General features: G+C 52.6%; 15 protein-coding genes and 1 pseudogene. 13 read left to right on the forward strand and 3 right to left on the reverse strand.

The genetic code is table 11. The annotated features are described in order from the left end of the window. Positions 1-23 precede the first annotated feature (23 nt). The gene (locus A1830_RS09795) at positions 24-602 is read right to left on the reverse strand and encodes a lipoprotein (RefSeq protein ID WP_067705253.1); all 579 of its coding nucleotides are present in this window, start codon (positions 600-602) and stop codon (positions 24-26) included. Positions 603-913: 311 nt separating this feature from the next. Here A1830_RS09795 and bolA point away from each other — a divergent pair, with 311 nt between their 5' ends. The 9 genes and pseudogenes from bolA to A1830_RS09840 form a co-directional block, all read left to right on the forward strand. After that, positions 914-1228, forward strand: a complete 315-nt coding sequence (gene bolA / locus A1830_RS09800; protein WP_067705256.1) for a transcriptional regulator BolA — start codon at positions 914-916, stop codon at positions 1226-1228. A gap of 321 nt (positions 1229-1549) precedes the next feature. Continuing rightward, positions 1550-2854 carry a trigger factor gene (gene tig, locus A1830_RS09805; RefSeq protein WP_067705258.1) on the forward strand — a complete coding sequence of 435 codons (1305 nt, stop codon included), beginning with the start codon at positions 1550-1552 and terminating at the stop codon, positions 2852-2854. 340 nt (positions 2855-3194) lie between these two features. Next, a complete protein-coding gene (gene clpP, locus A1830_RS09810; RefSeq protein ID WP_067705260.1) occupies positions 3195-3818 on the forward strand; it encodes an ATP-dependent Clp endopeptidase proteolytic subunit ClpP in 624 nt (207 codons plus the stop codon). A 115-nt stretch (positions 3819-3933) separates the two neighbouring features. Further along, positions 3934-5208: an ATP-dependent protease ATP-binding subunit ClpX gene (clpX, locus tag A1830_RS09815; RefSeq protein WP_067705262.1), complete on the forward strand. Its 1275-nt coding sequence runs from the start codon at positions 3934-3936 to the stop codon at positions 5206-5208. Positions 5209-5399: 191 nt separating this feature from the next. Next, positions 5400-7754, forward strand: coding sequence for an endopeptidase La (lon, locus tag A1830_RS09820; RefSeq protein ID WP_067705264.1), 2355 nt, complete (start codon positions 5400-5402; stop codon positions 7752-7754). Positions 7755-7976: 222 nt separating this feature from the next. Beyond that, positions 7977-8249, forward strand: coding sequence for a nucleoid-associated protein HU-beta (gene hupB / locus A1830_RS09825; RefSeq protein ID WP_067705265.1), 273 nt, complete (start codon positions 7977-7979; stop codon positions 8247-8249). Positions 8250-8499: 250 nt separating this feature from the next. Next, positions 8500-10371: a peptidylprolyl isomerase gene (gene ppiD, locus A1830_RS09830; RefSeq protein WP_067705267.1), complete on the forward strand. Its 1872-nt coding sequence runs from the start codon at positions 8500-8502 to the stop codon at positions 10369-10371. 139 nt (positions 10372-10510) lie between these two features. Beyond that, complete coding sequence (locus A1830_RS09835; protein WP_067705268.1) at positions 10511-10846, forward strand: helix-hairpin-helix domain-containing protein; 336 nt, start codon at positions 10511-10513, stop codon at positions 10844-10846. A 104-nt stretch (positions 10847-10950) separates the two neighbouring features. Continuing rightward, positions 10951-11340, forward strand: a pseudogene (locus A1830_RS09840) (acyl-CoA thioesterase); the annotation flags it as partial. Between the two features lie 93 nt (positions 11341-11433). Here A1830_RS09840 and queC read toward each other — a convergent pair. Both queC and A1830_RS09850 read right to left on the reverse strand, forming a co-directional pair. Beyond that, positions 11434-12129: a 7-cyano-7-deazaguanine synthase QueC gene (queC, locus tag A1830_RS09845; RefSeq protein ID WP_067705570.1), complete on the reverse strand. Its 696-nt coding sequence runs from the start codon at positions 12127-12129 to the stop codon at positions 11434-11436. 110 nt (positions 12130-12239) lie between these two features. Beyond that, positions 12240-13184, reverse strand: coding sequence for a DMT family transporter (locus A1830_RS09850; RefSeq protein WP_067705270.1), 945 nt, complete (start codon positions 13182-13184; stop codon positions 12240-12242). A 95-nt stretch (positions 13185-13279) separates the two neighbouring features. Here A1830_RS09850 and A1830_RS09855 point away from each other — a divergent pair, with 95 nt between their 5' ends. From A1830_RS09855 to glnK, 4 genes are all read left to right on the forward strand, one after another. Next, on the forward strand, positions 13280-13750 hold the full coding sequence (locus tag A1830_RS09855; RefSeq protein WP_067705272.1) for an Lrp/AsnC family transcriptional regulator: 471 nt from the start codon (positions 13280-13282) through the stop codon (positions 13748-13750). 47 nt (positions 13751-13797) lie between these two features. Further along, positions 13798-15567: a SmdA family multidrug ABC transporter permease/ATP-binding protein gene (locus A1830_RS09860; RefSeq protein ID WP_067705274.1), complete on the forward strand. Its 1770-nt coding sequence runs from the start codon at positions 13798-13800 to the stop codon at positions 15565-15567. Further along, on the forward strand, positions 15560-17329 hold the full coding sequence (locus tag A1830_RS09865; RefSeq protein WP_067705276.1) for a SmdB family multidrug efflux ABC transporter permease/ATP-binding protein: 1770 nt from the start codon (positions 15560-15562) through the stop codon (positions 17327-17329). The genes A1830_RS09860 and A1830_RS09865 overlap by 8 nt, the downstream gene beginning before the upstream one ends. 426 nt (positions 17330-17755) lie before the next feature. Further along, positions 17756-18094: a P-II family nitrogen regulator gene (gene glnK / locus A1830_RS09870; RefSeq protein WP_067705278.1), complete on the forward strand. Its 339-nt coding sequence runs from the start codon at positions 17756-17758 to the stop codon at positions 18092-18094. Positions 18095-18100 lie beyond the last annotated feature (6 nt).

Raw genomic sequence — 18100 nt, forward strand, 5'->3', positions numbered from 1 at the left:
GTTAACCGACGGGCTGAGGCAAATTAATGAGCGTTCTGCTTAATAAACTCGTGGATGCTGGTGTCCTGAGCCATATCGCCAATAACGTCACTTAGCGTCGCGTTGACCGCTTTGGTAATTTTGTCATTGGTTGCGTTGAACGCACCTTCAACGCTGTAGGTCTGGCGATAATTTTTCACCTGCTTGCTGCCATTTTTGGCGGTGGCGATAATGGAGATATCTGCTTTGGTGGTAATGCTGTAGCGCACGCTGCCCTGGGTAACATCGGCATAGAGGTTATTCACGACAATTTGCAGATCGACCGCTCCGTTTGGACCAATCATATAGCCCCGGGCGCCCATCTGTTTCTCCAGCACTTCCTGCAGCAGGAAGCGCAGGTCGCGGGACGGGGTCAGCGTGACCAGCTGGCCATCACGGTTAACTTTTGCCAGCGCCTGATCGGTACGCTGGTCTGCGCCGTTAATACTGAGGGTGATCCCTGTCAGGCTGGGATCCTGCTGCGGCAGCTGAATTTTTGGGGAAACGTCAAGCGTCGTGCTGGTCGTTGCACAGCCAGCCAGAATCAACACGGCCATGAGAGGTAAAATTAATTTTTTTAACATGCTTATTATCTCGTTAACGTGAGGTGTGTAGTGCCGACAAAACTGCGCTCATCATAACATCGCCTGTGGCAAGAGGAAGTCCTGATAGCGCGTAAATTCATCGTGTTGCAGTTTTATCATGCTACCGAACGGTCTCGCTTTTCGGCTTACCGATTATGACCTTTTTAATTGCCCGCGGTTGCAGTCCCCCAGCAGAAAATGCAAAGTAGCCCCGGCAGGCGCCGTGATAATTTATTTCCCCTTATCGGCAAAGGAAAAAACCAGCTAATATTTAAACAGATGGGGCGAACAGGCGGTCGAGGAGCGTGGTTATGATCCGTGAACAGATAGAAGCAAAATTAAGAGCGGCGTTTACACCCGTACATCTGGAAGTTCATGACGAAAGCTATCGTCATAACGTGCCTGCCGGTGCAGAAAGCCACTTTAAAGTTGTGATCGTCAGCGACAGCTTTGTCAGTCAGCGCTTCCTGGCGCGTCATCGTGCCATCTACAGCGAACTGGCCGATGAGCTGGCGGGCAGCGTTCATGCCCTGGCGTTACACACCTACACGATTAAAGAGTGGGAAGGGCTACAGGATGCCGTTCCGTCCTCTCCTAACTGTCGGGGGGCGGGTACGCTGGCCTGATTGTAACCTGTTTTATTTGAGCGGCCTGCGGGCCGCTTTGTTGTTTATGCCCTAAAAGAGTGAACCTGACGACGCTTTTGGCGAATTACTGGCAAAAAGGACATAAGTTAAGGGGCGGCAACGCGGTGTAGCCTCGACTCGCTTTAATGTTACCGCTATAATGCTGCGTCTATTTTTCCTGAATGTCTTCGGGACGCTTCTGGCGAAAGGGAATGCGGTTCTGCCATCAGAGGCCGTCCCGGTTCTTAGAGCTCTCCTCGTTTCTTGCGGAGCGGGGTAGGTCTGAAGTTGACCGAGCACGTGATTTTTTGAGGTAACAAGATGCAAGTTTCAGTAGAAACAACTCAGGGCCTGGGCCGTCGCGTAACGATTACCGTAGATAAAGATGTGATCGAGAATGCGGTAAAAAGCGAACTGCTGAGCGTAGCGAAAAAAGTGCGCATTGACGGTTTCCGCAAAGGGAAAGTGCCAATGACGGTGGTTGCACAGCGTTACGGTGCTTCCGTTCGCCAGGACGTTCTGGGCGATCTGATGCAGCGCAACTTTGTTGACGCCATCATTAAAGAGAAGATCAATCCGGCTGGCGCACCTAACTACGTGCCGGGCGAGTACAAAATGGGCGAAGACTTCACGTTTACCGTAGAGTTTGAAGTCTATCCGGAAGTTGAGCTGAAAGGGCTGGACGCAATCGAAGTTGAAAAACCGGTTGTCGAAGTCACTGACGCAGACGTTGATACCATGCTGGATACCCTGCGCAAGCAGCAGGCAACATGGAAAGAGACCGATCGTGCTGCTGAAGCTAACGACCGCGCCACTATCGACTTTAGCGGCTCCGTTGACGGTGAAGAGTTTGAAGGCGGTAAAGCCTCTGACTTCGTTCTGGCGATGGGCCAGGGCCGTATGATCCCAGGCTTTGAAGAGGGCGTTGTAGGCCACAAAGCGGGTGAAACCTTCACTATCGACGTAAACTTCCCGGAAGATTACCATGCTGAAAACCTGAAAGGGAAAGCAGCGAAGTTTGAAATCGTGTTGAAGAAAGTGGAAGAGAGCGAACTGCCAGAATTCACCGAAGAATTCATCAAGCGCTTTGGCGTGGAAGATGGCAGCGTAGATGGCCTGCGTGCTGAAGTGCGTAAAAACATGGAGCGTGAGCTGAAAGGCGCCGTGCGTAACCGTGTTAAAACTCAGGCTATCGACGGTCTGGTGAGCGCGAACGACATCGACGTGCCGGCTGCACTGATCGACGGTGAAATCGATGTGCTTAAGCGTCAGGCTGCACAGCGTTTTGGCGGTGATGAGAAGCAAGCGCTTGAACTGCCTCGCGAACTGTTTGAAGAGCAGGCAAAACGTCGCGTTGTCGTCGGACTGCTGCTGGGTGAAGTCATTCGCACTCACGAGCTGAAAGCAGACGAAGACCGCGTTAAGGCGCTGATCGAAGAGATGGCTTCTGCCTACGAAGATCCGTCTGAAGTTGTTGAGTTCTACAGCAAAAACAATGAGCTGATGAACAACATGCGCAACGTTGCACTGGAAGAGCAGGCGGTGGAAGCCGTGCTGGAAAAAGCCAAAGTGACCGAGAAAGCCACTAACTTCCAGGAACTGATGAACCAGACCCAACCGGCCTGATTGATCTGATTCTGACGAGTTAATCAAAGCCCGCGGTCACTGTGACCGCGGGCTTTTTGCTTTTTATCCCTCGGGCCGATGTGCCTTAATGTGTTTATTCGCCCATTGAAGCGGTAAATTTTCGACTAAGCTACTTTTCCAGGTTAGCAGTTGAAAAAAACGTTGTTATGCTTGAATCAGCGGGGCACGATCCCCAAATAGAAAGCTGTAGCAATATTTGCGCGTGGCAGGGTGAGTCCCGAAGGACATCGGGAGAGGGGTGGGAAACGTAGTGTTCCGAACCACTCTCAAGTAGAATTGGTACAAAGTATTGCCAAACGAAATTTATCAGGAGACGGTAATGTCCTACAGTGGCGAACGTGAACAAACGGCACCTCATATGGCTCTGGTGCCGATGGTGGTCGAACAAACCTCTCGCGGAGAGCGTTCTTACGACATTTTTTCTCGTCTGCTCAAGGAACGTATTATCTTCCTGACGGGGCAGGTTGAGGACCATATGGCGAACCTGATCGTCGCACAGATGCTTTTTCTGGAAGCTGAAAACCCGGAAAAAGACATCCACCTTTATATCAACTCTCCTGGTGGCGTGATTACTGCAGGGATGTCTATCTACGACACGATGAAATTCATCAAGCCTGACGTCAGCACCATCTGTATGGGGCAGGCGTGTTCGATGGGGGCTTTCCTGCTTACCGCCGGTGCGAAGGGCAAACGTTACTGTCTGCCTAATTCACGGGTAATGATCCACCAGCCTCTGGGCGGTTACCAGGGACAGGCGTCGGACATTGAGATCCACGCGCGTGAAATTCTTAAGGTGAAGCAGCGTATGAATGAGCTGATGGCCGAGCATACGGGCAAAACTCTTGAAGAAATAGAGAGAGACACCGAGCGCGACCGTTTCCTCTCCGCGAGCGAAGCTGTAGAGTATGGTCTGGTTGATTCCATCCTGACGCATCGTACTTAAGCTCAGCGCCCGCGTCGTCTATAGTTAGTAAGGGTATGAGTGATATATCAGGGTGCCGCCGGGCGGCGCCTTTACCGCAACCGAGTGCGGGCGAAGATAATAGAAGAGGTAACTGATGACAGATAAGCGCAAAGACGGTTCAGGAAAGCTGCTGTACTGCTCTTTCTGTGGCAAAAGCCAGCATGAAGTGCGCAAGCTGATTGCCGGCCCGTCAGTGTATGTCTGCGATGAGTGTGTCGATTTGTGTAACGACATCATCCGCGAAGAGATTAAAGAAGTATCACCGCATCGCGAGCGCAGTGCGCTCCCCACGCCGCATGAAATTCGCCATCACCTTGATGACTATGTTATCGGTCAGGAACGGGCGAAGAAAGTGTTGGCCGTAGCGGTCTACAACCACTATAAGCGTCTGCGAAATGGCGACACCAGCAACGGTATTGAGCTGGGTAAAAGTAACATTCTGCTGATTGGCCCAACCGGTAGCGGCAAAACGCTGCTGGCAGAAACCCTGGCTCGTCTGCTGGATGTTCCCTTCACCATGGCGGATGCCACCACGCTAACCGAAGCGGGTTACGTAGGTGAAGACGTTGAGAACATCATCCAGAAGCTGCTGCAAAAATGTGACTACGACGTGCAGAAGGCGCAGCGCGGGATCGTTTACATCGATGAAATTGATAAAATTTCCCGCAAATCGGATAACCCTTCTATCACCCGTGACGTGTCGGGTGAAGGTGTACAGCAGGCGCTGCTCAAGCTGATTGAGGGCACCGTTGCGGCCGTGCCACCTCAGGGTGGGCGTAAGCATCCTCAGCAGGAATTCTTGCAGGTTGATACCTCTAAAATCCTGTTTATCTGCGGCGGCGCGTTTGCCGGCCTTGATAAGGTCATTTCCCAGCGTGTTGAAACCGGGTCAGGTATTGGTTTTGGCGCCACGGTGAAAGGCAAGGCGCAGAAAGCGACCGAAGGGGAACTGCTGGCGCAGGTTGAACCGGAAGATTTGATCAAGTTTGGTCTGATCCCGGAGTTCATCGGTCGTCTGCCCGTGGTGGCAACGCTGAATGAGCTGAGTGAAGAGGCGCTGATTCAGATCCTGCGTGAGCCGAAAAATGCGCTGACTAAACAGTATCAGGCATTGTTCAACCTTGAAGGCGTTGAGCTGGAATTCCGGGATGAAGCGTTAACCGCAATCGCTAAAAAAGCGATGTCGCGCAAAACCGGCGCGCGTGGTCTGCGTTCCATTGTTGAGGGCGCGTTACTTAATACCATGTACGACCTGCCTTCACTGGATGATGTGGAAAAAGTCGTGGTGGATGATTCGGTGATTGAAAATCAAACTGACCCGATGCTCATCTATGTTAAACCTGAAGCTCAGCAGGCTTCCGGTGAATAAATAACCGCATCTTTCCAGCGAGTTACCTTAAAAAAGGGGGAATTATTCCCCCTTTTGCTTTTCTCTTGCACATATCATTGAATGTCCCGTATTCATCCCCATATACTCAACTACCTGTGGGTAAAACTGCACTTTAATGGTCTGTTGCGGTTCCCATCACCCTGGCGGAAATTAAACTAAGAGAGAGCTCTATGAATCCTGAGCGTTCTGAACGCATTGAAATCCCTGTGTTGCCGTTGCGTGACGTAGTGGTTTATCCGCACATGGTAATTCCGTTGTTTGTCGGTCGTGAGAAATCGATTCGCTGCCTTGAAGCCGCTATGGATCATGATAAAAAAATCATGCTGGTCGCTCAGAAAGAAGCTTCAACGGATGAACCTGACATTAACGATCTCTTCTCAGTAGGGACCGTCGCCTCCATTCTGCAAATGCTGAAGCTGCCTGACGGCACCGTTAAAGTGCTGGTTGAAGGCTTACAGCGTGCGCACATTACGACGCTTGGCGATAATGGCGATCATTTTACGGCCCAGGCTGAATATCTTGCTTCGCCTGAGATTGATGAGCGTGAGCAGGAAGTGCTGGTGCGTACCGCTATCAGCCAGTTTGAAGGCTATATCAAGCTGAATAAGAAAATCCCACCGGAAGTTCTGACCTCGTTAAACAGCATTGAAGATGCTGCGCGCCTGGCAGATACGGTGGCAGCGCATATGCCGCTTAAGCTTGCGGATAAGCAGTCCGTGTTGGAAATGTCCGACGTGAATGAACGTCTGGAATATCTGATGGCGATGATGGAGTCGGAAATCGACCTGTTACAGGTTGAAAAGCGCATTCGTAATCGTGTCAAAAAACAGATGGAAAAAAGCCAGCGCGAGTACTATCTGAATGAGCAGATGAAGGCTATTCAGAAAGAACTGGGCGAAATGGATGATGCGCCGGATGAAAATGAGGCGCTGAAGCGTAAAATCGACGCGGCTAAAATGCCGAAAGAAGCGCGCGAAAAAACCGAAGCCGAGTTGCAAAAGCTGAAAATGATGTCACCGATGTCGGCTGAAGCGACCGTGGTTCGCGGCTATATCGACTGGATGGTCCAGGTTCCGTGGAACGCTCGTAGCAAGGTGAAAAAAGACCTGCTGAAAGCCCAGGAAACCCTGGATACCGATCACTTCGGACTGGAGCGGGTCAAGGATCGTATTCTTGAGTATTTAGCGGTACAGAGTCGCGTCAGCAAAATCAAAGGCCCGATTTTGTGCCTGGTTGGACCTCCGGGCGTGGGTAAAACCTCGCTGGGACAGTCTATTGCTAAAGCCACCGGACGCAAATATGTCCGTATGGCGCTGGGCGGCGTGCGTGACGAGGCGGAAATTCGCGGTCATCGCCGAACCTATATTGGCTCTATGCCCGGCAAACTGATTCAAAAAATGGCCAAGGTTGGGGTGAAGAACCCGCTGTTCCTGCTGGATGAGATCGACAAAATGTCTTCGGACATGCGCGGCGATCCTGCATCAGCGCTGCTGGAAGTGCTCGATCCGGAACAGAACATTGCCTTCAACGATCACTATCTGGAAGTGGATTACGATCTGTCAGATGTGATGTTCGTGGCAACGTCCAACTCGATGAATATCCCGGCACCGCTGCTGGATCGAATGGAAGTGATTCGTCTGTCCGGCTATACCGAAGATGAAAAGCTCAATATCGCTAAACAGCATTTGCTGTCGAAGCAGATTGAACGTAACGCGCTGAAAAGCAGCGAAATCACCGTCGATGATAGCGCGATTGTGGGCATTATCCGTTATTACACCCGCGAAGCCGGCGTGCGTAGCCTTGAGCGTGAGCTGTCTAAACTGTGCCGTAAGGCGGTGAAGACGCTGCTGATGGACAAAACCGTCAAGCATATCGAAATTAACGCTGATAACCTGAAGGATTTCCTTGGGGTGCAGCGCTTCGATTACGGTCGCGCCGACAGTGAAAATCGCGTAGGTCAGGTGACCGGTCTGGCATGGACGGAAGTGGGTGGCGATCTGCTGACCATCGAAACGGCCTGCGTACCGGGGAAAGGTAAGCTGAGCTATACCGGTTCGCTGGGCGAGGTGATGCAGGAGTCGATTCAGGCTGCACTGACCGTAGTCCGTGCGCGTGCCGAAAAGCTGGGGATCAACGGGGACTTCTACGAAAAACGTGATATTCACGTTCACGTACCCGAAGGTGCCACGCCGAAGGATGGCCCGAGTGCGGGTATAGCGATGTGTACCGCGCTGGTCTCCTGCCTGACGGGTAATCCGGTTCGTGCGGACGTTGCGATGACAGGAGAAATTACCCTGCGTGGCCAGGTTCTGCCAATAGGCGGTCTGAAGGAAAAACTGCTGGCTGCCCATCGCGGTGGTATTAAAACGGTCCTGATCCCTGACGAAAATAAGCGTGATTTGGAAGAGATCCCTGATAACGTCATCGCCGATCTCGACATTCATCCGGTTAAGCGTATTGAAGAAGTCTTAACGCTGGCCCTTGTCAATGCGCCTTACGGCATGCAGGTAGCCACGGCTAAATGATGATTTAAGACAAAAACAGGACGAAACAAGGGCTGGCAGGCAAATTGGGGCTTGCCAGCTTTTTTTTGTGCCGTTAATTTAGATAGCTGTCTGACTCGGGCTGGCAAAATCCACTGGATGACCGTGCCCGAGACAGGTTAACGCTATCTTGATAACTAACGCGCGTTTGTTGTCGGCGGGAAGCCCGAACGCGATGTAAATAATAATAGAGGGGATGATAGAGTGAATAAGTCACAGTTGATCGACAAAATCGCTGCAGGTGCTGACATTTCTAAAGCCGCAGCAGGACGTGTATTAGATGCATTTATGGAATCTGTATCAGAATCTCTGAAGTCTGGCGATGAAGTGGCGCTGGTTGGTTTTGGTACCTTCTCCGTGCGCGATCGCGCAGAGCGCACCGGCCGCAATCCGCAGACGGGTAAAGAGATTACTATCCCAGCGGGTAAAGTACCTGGCTTCCGTGCCGGTAAAGCGCTGAAAGACGCGGTTAACTAACTGCGGTATGCACCACCAGAGCATTTTCTTTGGTGGAGTGAGGATTGTCATCGCGTTCTCATGTACCATACTGGGCACATCACAATTCTGATGTGCCTTTTTTTATCTATCAATGACAAACGCGTAGCGCGTTGGTCAACATGGCGTGAAGGAGCAGGGCTTAATCACGCAGTGGCGCGAAACGTCCCCGGGAATGTGGGTCGTAGCGCTAACGGTTTATATTCACACTACAGCGGAGTGTTGTCACACCATGATGGACAATTTACGTGCGGCATCGAACCATGTCGTGCTCAAAATTATACTGGGTTTGATCATCCTTTCTTTCGTCCTGACCGGGGTGGGCAACTACCTGATCGGCGGTAACGGTGATTTTGCTGCAAAGGTTAACGGTGACGAAATCAGCCGGGCACAGCTTGAAAGGGCTTTTTCCAGCGAGCGTTCACGTCAGCAGCAAATGCTGGGCGAACAGTTCTCAACCCTGGCCAGCAATCCAGGCTATATGCAGCAGATTCGTCAGCAGGCGCTTTCCCAGCTGATTGATGAAAAGCTGCTGGATCAGTACGCGAAAACGTTGAAGCTGGCTATCAGCGACGATCAGATTAAGCAGGCTATCTTTTCTCAGCCCGCTTTCCAGACTGACGGTAAATTCGATAACGCCAAATATCTCGGCCTTATCAATAATATGGGCTTCTCTGCCGATCAGTATGCAGAAGCACTGCGCAAACAGCTGACTACACAGCAGCTGATCACCTCCGTTACCGGCACTGACTTTATGCTGAATGGCGAAACGGATGCGCTCGCGGCGCTGGTGGCTCAACAGCGCCAGGTTCGCGAGGCGACAATTAACGTGGGTGCGCTTGTAGCGAAGCAGGCCGTCACTGACGAAGACGTTAAAAACTATTACGAGCAAAACAAAAACAGCTTTATGTCTCCTGAGCAGTATCGGGTGAGTTACATCAAGCTGGATGCGGCCTCGCTGCACGAAAACGTCAGCGAGAGCGAAATCAGAAGCTGGTACGATCAACATCAGTCTGACTACACCCAGCCTGAGCGCACCCGCTACAGCATTATCCAGACCAAAACCGATGCTGAAGCACAGGCACTGCTGGCCGAGCTTAAAAAGGGCGGTGATTTTGCCGCGCTGGCGAAAGCGAAATCCAGCGATCCTATCTCGGCTCGTCACGGCGGGGATATGGGTTGGCTTGAGCCGGACACCACGCCAGATGAGCTGAAAAGCGCCGGTCTGAAAGAGAAAGGCCAGCTTTCTGGCGTCATTAAATCGTCCGTCGGTTTCATTATTGCCCGCCTGGATGATATCCAGCCGCAGCAAATTAAGCCGTACTCTGCCGTTCACGAAGATATCGCGGCGAAGGTGAAGCAGGAAAAAGCCATTGATGCTTACTACAAGTTACAGCAGAAAGTAAGCGAGGCGGCCAGCAACGACAACGAATCCCTGGCGGGTGCTGAAGAGGTTGCGGGCGTTAAGGCTGTTGAAACCGGCTGGTTCAGCCATGACAACGTGCCTGCTGAACTTAACTTCAAACCCGTTCAGCAGGCCATCTTCAATGGCGGCCTGGTAGGGGATAACGGTGCACCGGGAAGCAATTCTGACATCATCACCGTTGATGGCGATCGTGCTTTTGTCCTGCGCGTGAGCGAGCATAAAGCTGAAGCAGTGAAACCGCTGAGTGAAGTGACCGCACAGATTACTGATACGCTGAAAACTGAGAAGGCTCAGCAGGAAGCGAAGGCGCTGGCTGACAAACTCCTGGCCGCGCTTAAAGCTGGCAAAGGCGAGCAGGCAATGAAAGCGGCTAACCTGAGCTTCGGTCAGCAGCAAACGCTTAGCCGTAACGGCCAGGATGCCATCACTCAGGCGGTCTTTGCTATGACGCCTCCTGCGAAGGATCAACCGTCATGGGGCGTAAGCGAAGATGGTCAGGGCAATGTCGTCCTTATCGCGCTCGACAACGTGAAAACGGGCACCATGCCGGACGCGCAGAAGCAGGCCATGGTTCAGGGCGTCACGCAGAATAATGCGCAAATCGCGTTTGAAGCATTGCTGAGTAACCTGCGCAAAGAAGGTAAAATTAAGTACGGTGCAGCGGCACAGGCTCAGTAAGCCCCGCAGTTTTTTTGCAACGTACTGAAAAAGAAAAGGCCGCATTCGCGGCCTTTTCCATTTCTGTTATCCGCCGTTTGTATCCGCACTGCCTCTGACCTAGTTTGGACGTGCTGTCAAATACACGGAGGAAAACAGCATGAAACACCTTTCACTGTCTGCACTATTTTTTGCTTTAGCCCTTAGCCCTCTGGCTCTCTCAGTGGCACAGGCAGAAACCGCGACCAGCCGGGGCGCTGAGCCGGGCCTACAGATGGAATCAGGCCGAACGACCACGGACGGGCAAATCAGTATTAATCACGCCACTGCGGAAGAGTTTGCCGCGGCGCTTAACGGGGTAGGCCTGAAAAAGGCAGAAGCCATTGTCAGCTACCGCGATCGCTACGGAGCCTTCACGCAAATCGAACAGTTAAAAGAGGTTCCCGGTATGGGTAACGCCCTGGTGGAGCGAAATCTGTCGCGGCTTAAATTGTGATCTGCTTCGCGGGATCCACCGCTTTCCCGTCAGATGTTCTGACTGCCTGCTAATCTTGAGGAGGTCATACCAGTGGGTATGGCCCTCTTAATGGCTGAGTGATTATGCACACAACAATAAAAGTACGTGGTTACCACCTCGATATTTATCAGCACGTCAACAATGCTCGCTATCTGGAATTTCTGGAGGAAGCGCGCTGGGAATGGCTGGAGAATCTGGAATCGTTCCACTGGCTTAACGATAACCATCTGGCTTTTGTGGTCGTGAACATCAACATCAACTATCGGCGGCCCGCCGTTATGGGTGACGTACTGCAGATAGAGAGTCAGCTTGTACAACTGGGAGGAAAAAGTGGGGTCATTGGTCAGACGGTGACGCTGGCACCGAACGGCGAGGTAGTGGCTGACGCCATGCTGACCTTCGTTTGCATCGATCTGCGCACGCAAAAAGCGCAGCCGATGGAGGGCGATTTAAAGCGCAGGATGGAAGCAATGCTTACAGCCCGGGTCGACACGAAACAGATGCCTGCATCCCGAGCCGGCCAGAAAGAGATGTCAGCATCACGAGCCGACCAGAAATAGAGGCTTTCAGCTTAAGCCAGTTTTACGCTTCATCTCCTGCATAATGGCCTCTTTTTGATCGAGATATTCCTGCAAACCACGGGCCCTCAGGTTGCAGGCAGCGCACTCTGTGCAACCTGCACCTTTAATGCCGTTATAGCAGGTTAAGGTTTCGCTGCGTACCAAAGGCAAGTGCTGCCAGTAGTCGGCGAGCGCCCAGGTTTCTGCCTTATTCAGCCACATCAGCGGCGTTTCAAAGCGAACGTTGCGAGCCATGCCCAGGGTAACTGCGTGATTGAGGGCCTTAACAAATTCATCCCGGCAGTCGGGATAGCCAGAAAAGTCAGTTTCACAGACCCCGGTGATCACGGCTTCTGCTTCTACCTGATAAGCATAAATTGCTGCCAGAGTTAAGAACAGAATGTTGCGACCCGGTACAAAGGTACTGGGAAGACCCGTGGCATCAGGGTTCCAGGCAGGGACAGGGATGCTGTCGCGCGTCAGGCTGCTGATTGCCAGCTCATTAAGGAGCGTAACGTCCAGCACCTTATGCGCCCGCGCGCCCAGAGATTGAGAAAGCGCTGCAGCCACCTCAATTTCTTCCCGGTGACGCTGACCGTAATCAAAGGTGACACAATGCACTTCGTCATACTGTTTCAACGCCTGTATCAAACAGGTGGTTGAATCCTGACCACCGCTAAAGACCACTACTGCACGTTTCATACTTTTAACCTTATTCATTTATTGCGGCCTATGGTAATCCCTGCCGCGGCAGAAGGGTAGCCTCAGCGCCAGGCCAGGTGGCGAAACGGCGCAGGCCGGGCAAAAATGGGCTACATCTTCTGCAAATTTTTGACGGATTCAGCGCCGCATGCCATTTTTTCCACTGCGGGCGAACGTTTGAAAAGCGTCAGCAGTATTCCGCTAAGGAACGGCAGCATGAGCCACAGCGACTGCGGAGAGATGGGGTTACCGTTTATTGCGGCTTCCAGCGCAATGGCAATCAGCGGAAACACAAGGAAGACCAGTGATGCCTGAAAGGCTCTGGCCAGCTTTTGCAACAAAAAATAGCACAGGATACCGGCTACGCCTGCCACCACGCCAAGATAGACGATTGCCATTAATGCACCCTGAGTAAAGTCCGCCACGCTGGGTTTTTCAACCAGCCACCCCGTGGCGGTAAGCATCATCCCGGCCATCAGGCAGGGCAGGGCGTTATAGGTCATGACGGATACCTGATGGCAGCGCTTTTTACACTGCACGTACATAATCGCATGCAGACAGACTGCTGCGATCAGTGCCAGCACGCCTGTAAAAAGGCTACCGTCATGCTGGTGCGATTCCAGCCAGATAATAGCGGCCAGCGCGGTCAGACTAATCGCTAACCCACAGACCTGCTGCAGCGAGGTACTCTCTTTGAGAAAGATAATGGAGGCGGCCAGTACCGCCGCAGGCATGGTTGAAAAAATGATGGCGGCAAGGCTGGATGAAGTATATCGCTCCCCAAATATCATCAGGGTAAAGGGGATCGCAAAGTAGAAGATCGTGACGGCAGCCTGAAACAGCCGACTGCCGCGAGGAAACAGAAAGGGTGCCTTCATTATCCAGCACAGCAATAGCAGAAAAGGGGCAGCCGAAAGAAAACGTAATCCGGTGGCGAAAAGTGGAGGTACTGACCCGACGGCTATTTTCATGGCCATCCACGTTGTTCCCCAAGTTAATGAAACGACGATAAACAGCAGAACAATAATCAATTTTCTATAAGAGTGCGTTTGCATAAATGATCCTTCAGTAACCGTTGGCACAGGTTAGCGAATTATCCTGAGCAATTTTTGCTATACTGATGGCGTCAATTTGGGGATGAGGAGAAAAAATGCCTGATTCAGCGCTGGATAAGAAGGATTTTTTGCTCCTTTCACTGCTTCAACAGGATTGTACGCTCTCATTGCAGGCGCTGGCGGATGCCGTACACCTGACCACCACACCCTGCTGGAAGCGCTTGAAACGCCTGGAGGATGAAGGCTATATTCGCGGACGGGTAGCGCTGCTTGATGCGGATAAGCTGGCACTGTCATTAACCGCCTTTATGCTGATTAAAACGCAGCAGCACAGCAGCAGCTGGTACCAACAATTCGTTGAGGTTGTGAAGGCGATGCCGGAAGTGATGGGCTGCTACCGTATGGCGGGCGAATATGACTACCTGCTGCGGGTCCAGGTCGCCGATATGAAAACCTATGACGCTTTTTATAAACGTTTGGTGAACGGTGTTCCAGGTTTACTTGATGTGACTTCGAGCTTTGCCATGGAAGAGATAAAATACACCACGGCACTTCCGCTAAGCTGATGGTTACGTATTGATGTTGAGGCTTACCCCTATCCAGGACGGTTTTTGTGCGATTGTTTAAGCAATTAAGCTGGTATTTTATTCGTGAATGGCGGCGCTATTTGGGCGCGGTGTTCCTGCTAATCATCATTGCTCTGCTGCAACTGCTGCCGCCCAAAATCGTCGGTATCATTGTTGATGGTGCCACAGCGCATCGGATGCATACTTCTGGAATTATCATGTGGGTTGGCGTGATGCTGCTCACCGCTGTGGTGGTATATCTTCTCCGCTACGTATGGCGCGTACTGCTGTTTGGCGCTTCCTATCAGCTTGCAGTGGAGCTTCGGCAGGATTTCTACCGTCAGCTCAGCCGTCAGCCGCCAGAATTTTACTTGCGACACCGTACCGGCGATCTGATTGCCCGCGCGACCAATGACGTTGACCGGGTGGTATTTGCGGCTGGCGAAGGCGTGCTGACGCTGGTTGATTCGCTGGTAATGGGCATGGCGGTGCTGATTGTCATGAGTACCCAAATTAGCTGGCAGCTTACGCTGCTGGCACTTCTGCCCATGCCAGTGATGGCGGTGGTGATTAAGCGCTACGGTGACCAACTGCATCAGCGATTTAAGGCGGCGCAGGCGGCATTCTCTTCCCTTAACGACCAGACGCAGCAGAGCCTGACCAGTATTCGTATGATTAAGGCGTTCGGACTGGAAGACAACCAGTCCGGGCAGTTTGCCGCGGCCGCGCGTGATACCGGGCAAAAAAATCTGCGTGTCGCCCGCGTGGATGCCCGCTTTGATCCCACCATCTATATTGCCATTGGCATGTCGAATTTGTTGACGTTCGTCGGAGGCAGCTGGCTGGTCTGGCATGAACAGCTGACGCTGGGGCAGTTAACCAGCTTTGTGATGTATCTTGGCCTGATGATCTGGCCAATGCTAGCCCTGGCGTGGATGTTCAACATCGTCGAGCGCGGAAGCGCGGCGTGGAGCCGTATACGCTCCCTGCTGGCAGAGATGCCGGGCGTTGAGGATGGCACCAAAGTTCCCCCGACGGATCGCGGTCAGTTGCAGATCGCCGTGCGGGAATTTAGCTATCCCGGTGCAAATCGCCCCTCGCTAAAACATATTAACGTCAGCCTGAAACCGGGCCAGATGTTAGGGCTGTGTGGCCCAACCGGCGCCGGGAAAAGCACCTTGCTCAGTCTTATCCAGCGACATTTCGATATTGCGCAGGGCGATATTCGCTTTCATGGCATTCCACTGACGCAGCTGCGGCTGGATAGCTGGCGCAGCCGATTAGCCGTGGTCAGCCAGACGCCGTTTCTCTTCTCTGATTCGGTCGCCAACAATATCGCGCTGGGCAGGCCGGGTGCCAGTCAGAGCGACATTGAGCAGGCGGCGAAGCTGGCCTACGTTCATGAGGATATTCTTCGCCTGCCCCAGGGCTATTCCACGGAGGTCGGTGAGCGTGGCGTTATGCTTTCCGGTGGTCAGAAGCAGCGTATTTCCATTGCCCGGGCGCTGCTGCTGAATGCTGAAATCCTGATACTGGACGATGCGCTTAGCGCAGTGGATGGCCGCACCGAACATCAGATATTGCAAAACCTGCGGCGCTGGGGTGAGGGAAGAACCATTATCATCGCTGCCCATCGCCTTTCTGCACTCAGCGAGGCAAATGAAATACTGGTTATGCAGAAGGGAACGGTCGCCCAGCGTGGACAGCATGAGGCGCTGGCCGCAACGCCGGGATGGTATCAGGAGATGTACCGCTATCAGCAGCTTGAAGCAGCGCTTGATGAAGATGAGACCGTGAAGGAAACAGGCAATGAATAATCTTGCACAGCTCTGGCCGACGCTGAAGCGTCTTCTGTCTTATGGCTCACCGTGGCGCAAATCAATTGGGCTGGCGGTGCTGCTATTATGGATTGCCGCGGGTGCAGAGGTTATTGGTCCCATACTGGTGAGCTATTTTATTGATAACCTGCTGGCAAAGCACAACATGCCACTGGGGATTGTCACCGGACTGGCGTTCAGCTTTCTGTTATTACAGGGACTCGCTGCCGCGCTGCATTACTGGCAGGCACTGCTTTTCAATCAGGCCGCGGTAGGCGTTGTGCAGCAGCTGCGGACTGACGTAATGGATGCCGCTCTGCGTCAGCCGTTGAGTGCTTTTGATACGCAGCCCGTTGGTCAGATTATCTCGCGGGTCACTAACGATACCGAAGTCGTGCGGGATCTCTATGTGACGGTAGTTGCCACCGTCCTGCGCAGCGCGGCCTTAATCGGGGCCATGCTGGTAGCGATGTTCAGTCTGGACTGGCGAATGGCGCTGGTTGCTGTCACCATTTTCCCCGCGGTGCTGACGGTGATGCTTATCTATCAACGCTACAGTACGCCAATTGTACGGCGGGTCCGAAGCTATCTGGCCGATATTAACAATGGCTTCAATGAAGTGATTGGCGGCATGAGCGTTATCCAGCAGTTTCGTCAACAGGCCCGCTTTGGTGAGAGGATGGGTGAAGCCAGCCGATCGCACTATCTTGCCCGTATGGAAACGCTGAGGCTGGATGGCTTTCTACTGCGTCCACTCTTGAGCCTCTTTTCAGCGATTATCCTCTGCGGCCTGATGATGCTGTTTGGCTTTTCATCGGTGGGTTCCGTTCAGGTCGGTGTGCTTTATGCCTTTATCAATTATCTCGGCCGGCTTAACGAACCGCTGATAGAGCTAACGACCCAGCAGTCGATGCTGCAGCAGGCCATTGTGGCGGGCGAGCGCATTTTTGAACTGATGGATGCGCCTCGCCAGCACTACGGCGCAGACGCAAGACCGCTTGTGACGGGCAGCATTGAGATTACCGATCTGACCTTCGCCTACGATGACCACCGGCCCGTGCTTAATGACATCAACATCACCATTCCCTCCCAACGTTTTATCGCGCTGGTGGGGCATACCGGCAGCGGCAAAAGTACGCTGGTTAACCTGATGATGGGGTATTACCCGCTGAAGCAGGGAGAAATTCGCCTCGATGGGCGGCCGCTTGATTCCTTAAGCCATGATGCACTGCGGCTGGGCGTGGCCATGGTTCAGCAGGATCCTGTGGTGCTGGCTGATACTTTTTTTGCCAACGTTACGCTGGGACGTGATATCAGCGAAGAGCAGGTCTGGCAGGCGCTGAAAACGGTACAGCTAGCTGAACTTGCCCATAGTCTCTCCGACGGTATCTATACCCGTCTTGGTGAGCAGGGTAATAATTTGTCGGTTGGACAGAAACAGCTGCTGGCCATGGCGCGCGTTCTGGTGGCCTCTCCGCAGATTCTAATCCTCGATGAAGCCACGGCGAATATCGATTCAGGCACGGAGCAGGCGGTTCAGAAAGCGCTGGAGATCGTTCGGCAGCAAACCACGCTGGTGGTGATCGCCCACCGGTTATCCACTATTACCGAGGCGGACGAAATCCTGGTGTTACACCGTGGCCGCATCGTGGAACAGGGTACCCACCGACAGCTCCAGGAGAAGAAAGGGCGCTACTGGCAAATGTACCAGCTACAGCAGGTAGGGCAGGATCTTGAGGCCGGTAATGTGTTGGCCAGCTAACTACTATGCTGGCTGTTGGCTGTTGGCTGGCTGGCTGACAACTGACAACTGACAACTGACAACTGACAACTGACAACTGACAACAGATAGCTGATAACAGATAACAGATAACAGATAACAGATAACAGATAGCTGGTGACAGCTAACACCTTATCAACCTGCCGCTTCGCTGCACTATTTTCTGGCGTCGGGTTCCTCGTATCAATCCCATCTGCACTCACCTGAGGCGTTACGCACTCTAATGGTGCGTTTTTTTTGCCCGCGGCGGGCCGCTTTAAAAATCCCTTCATGCTGATAAGCCGACAATACCTGGCCCAACCTGGTTTAGCATCTGAAACGGACCACTTTCAGATTTATGGCACAGGCTTTGCTTTATTTAGCCGGTGTCGGGCGAATCAGCCATTTTCAATACCTGGAGGGGATCGTATGAAGCTGGTTACCGTGGTAATCAAACCGTTTAAACTGGAAGATGTGCGAGAAGCACTCTCCTCTATTGGTATTCAGGGGCTTACCGTAACTGAAGTAAAAGGGTTTGGTCGCCAGAAGGGCCATGCAGAACTCTATCGCGGTGCTGAATACAGCGTGAACTTCCTGCCAAAAGTAAAAATAGATATTGCAATTGCAGACGATCAGCTCGACGAAGTGGTTGATGTCATTGGTAAAGCCGCTTATACCGGCAAAATTGGTGACGGCAAAATTTTTGTTGCTGAGCTGGAGCGTGTGATTCGAATCCGTACCGGTGAAACGGACGAAGCGGCACTGTAACCCCGG

This window comes from Erwinia sp. ErVv1, from assembly GCF_900068895.1.
In the GTDB taxonomy this organism is placed as follows: Bacteria; Pseudomonadota; Gammaproteobacteria; order Enterobacterales; family Enterobacteriaceae; genus Erwinia.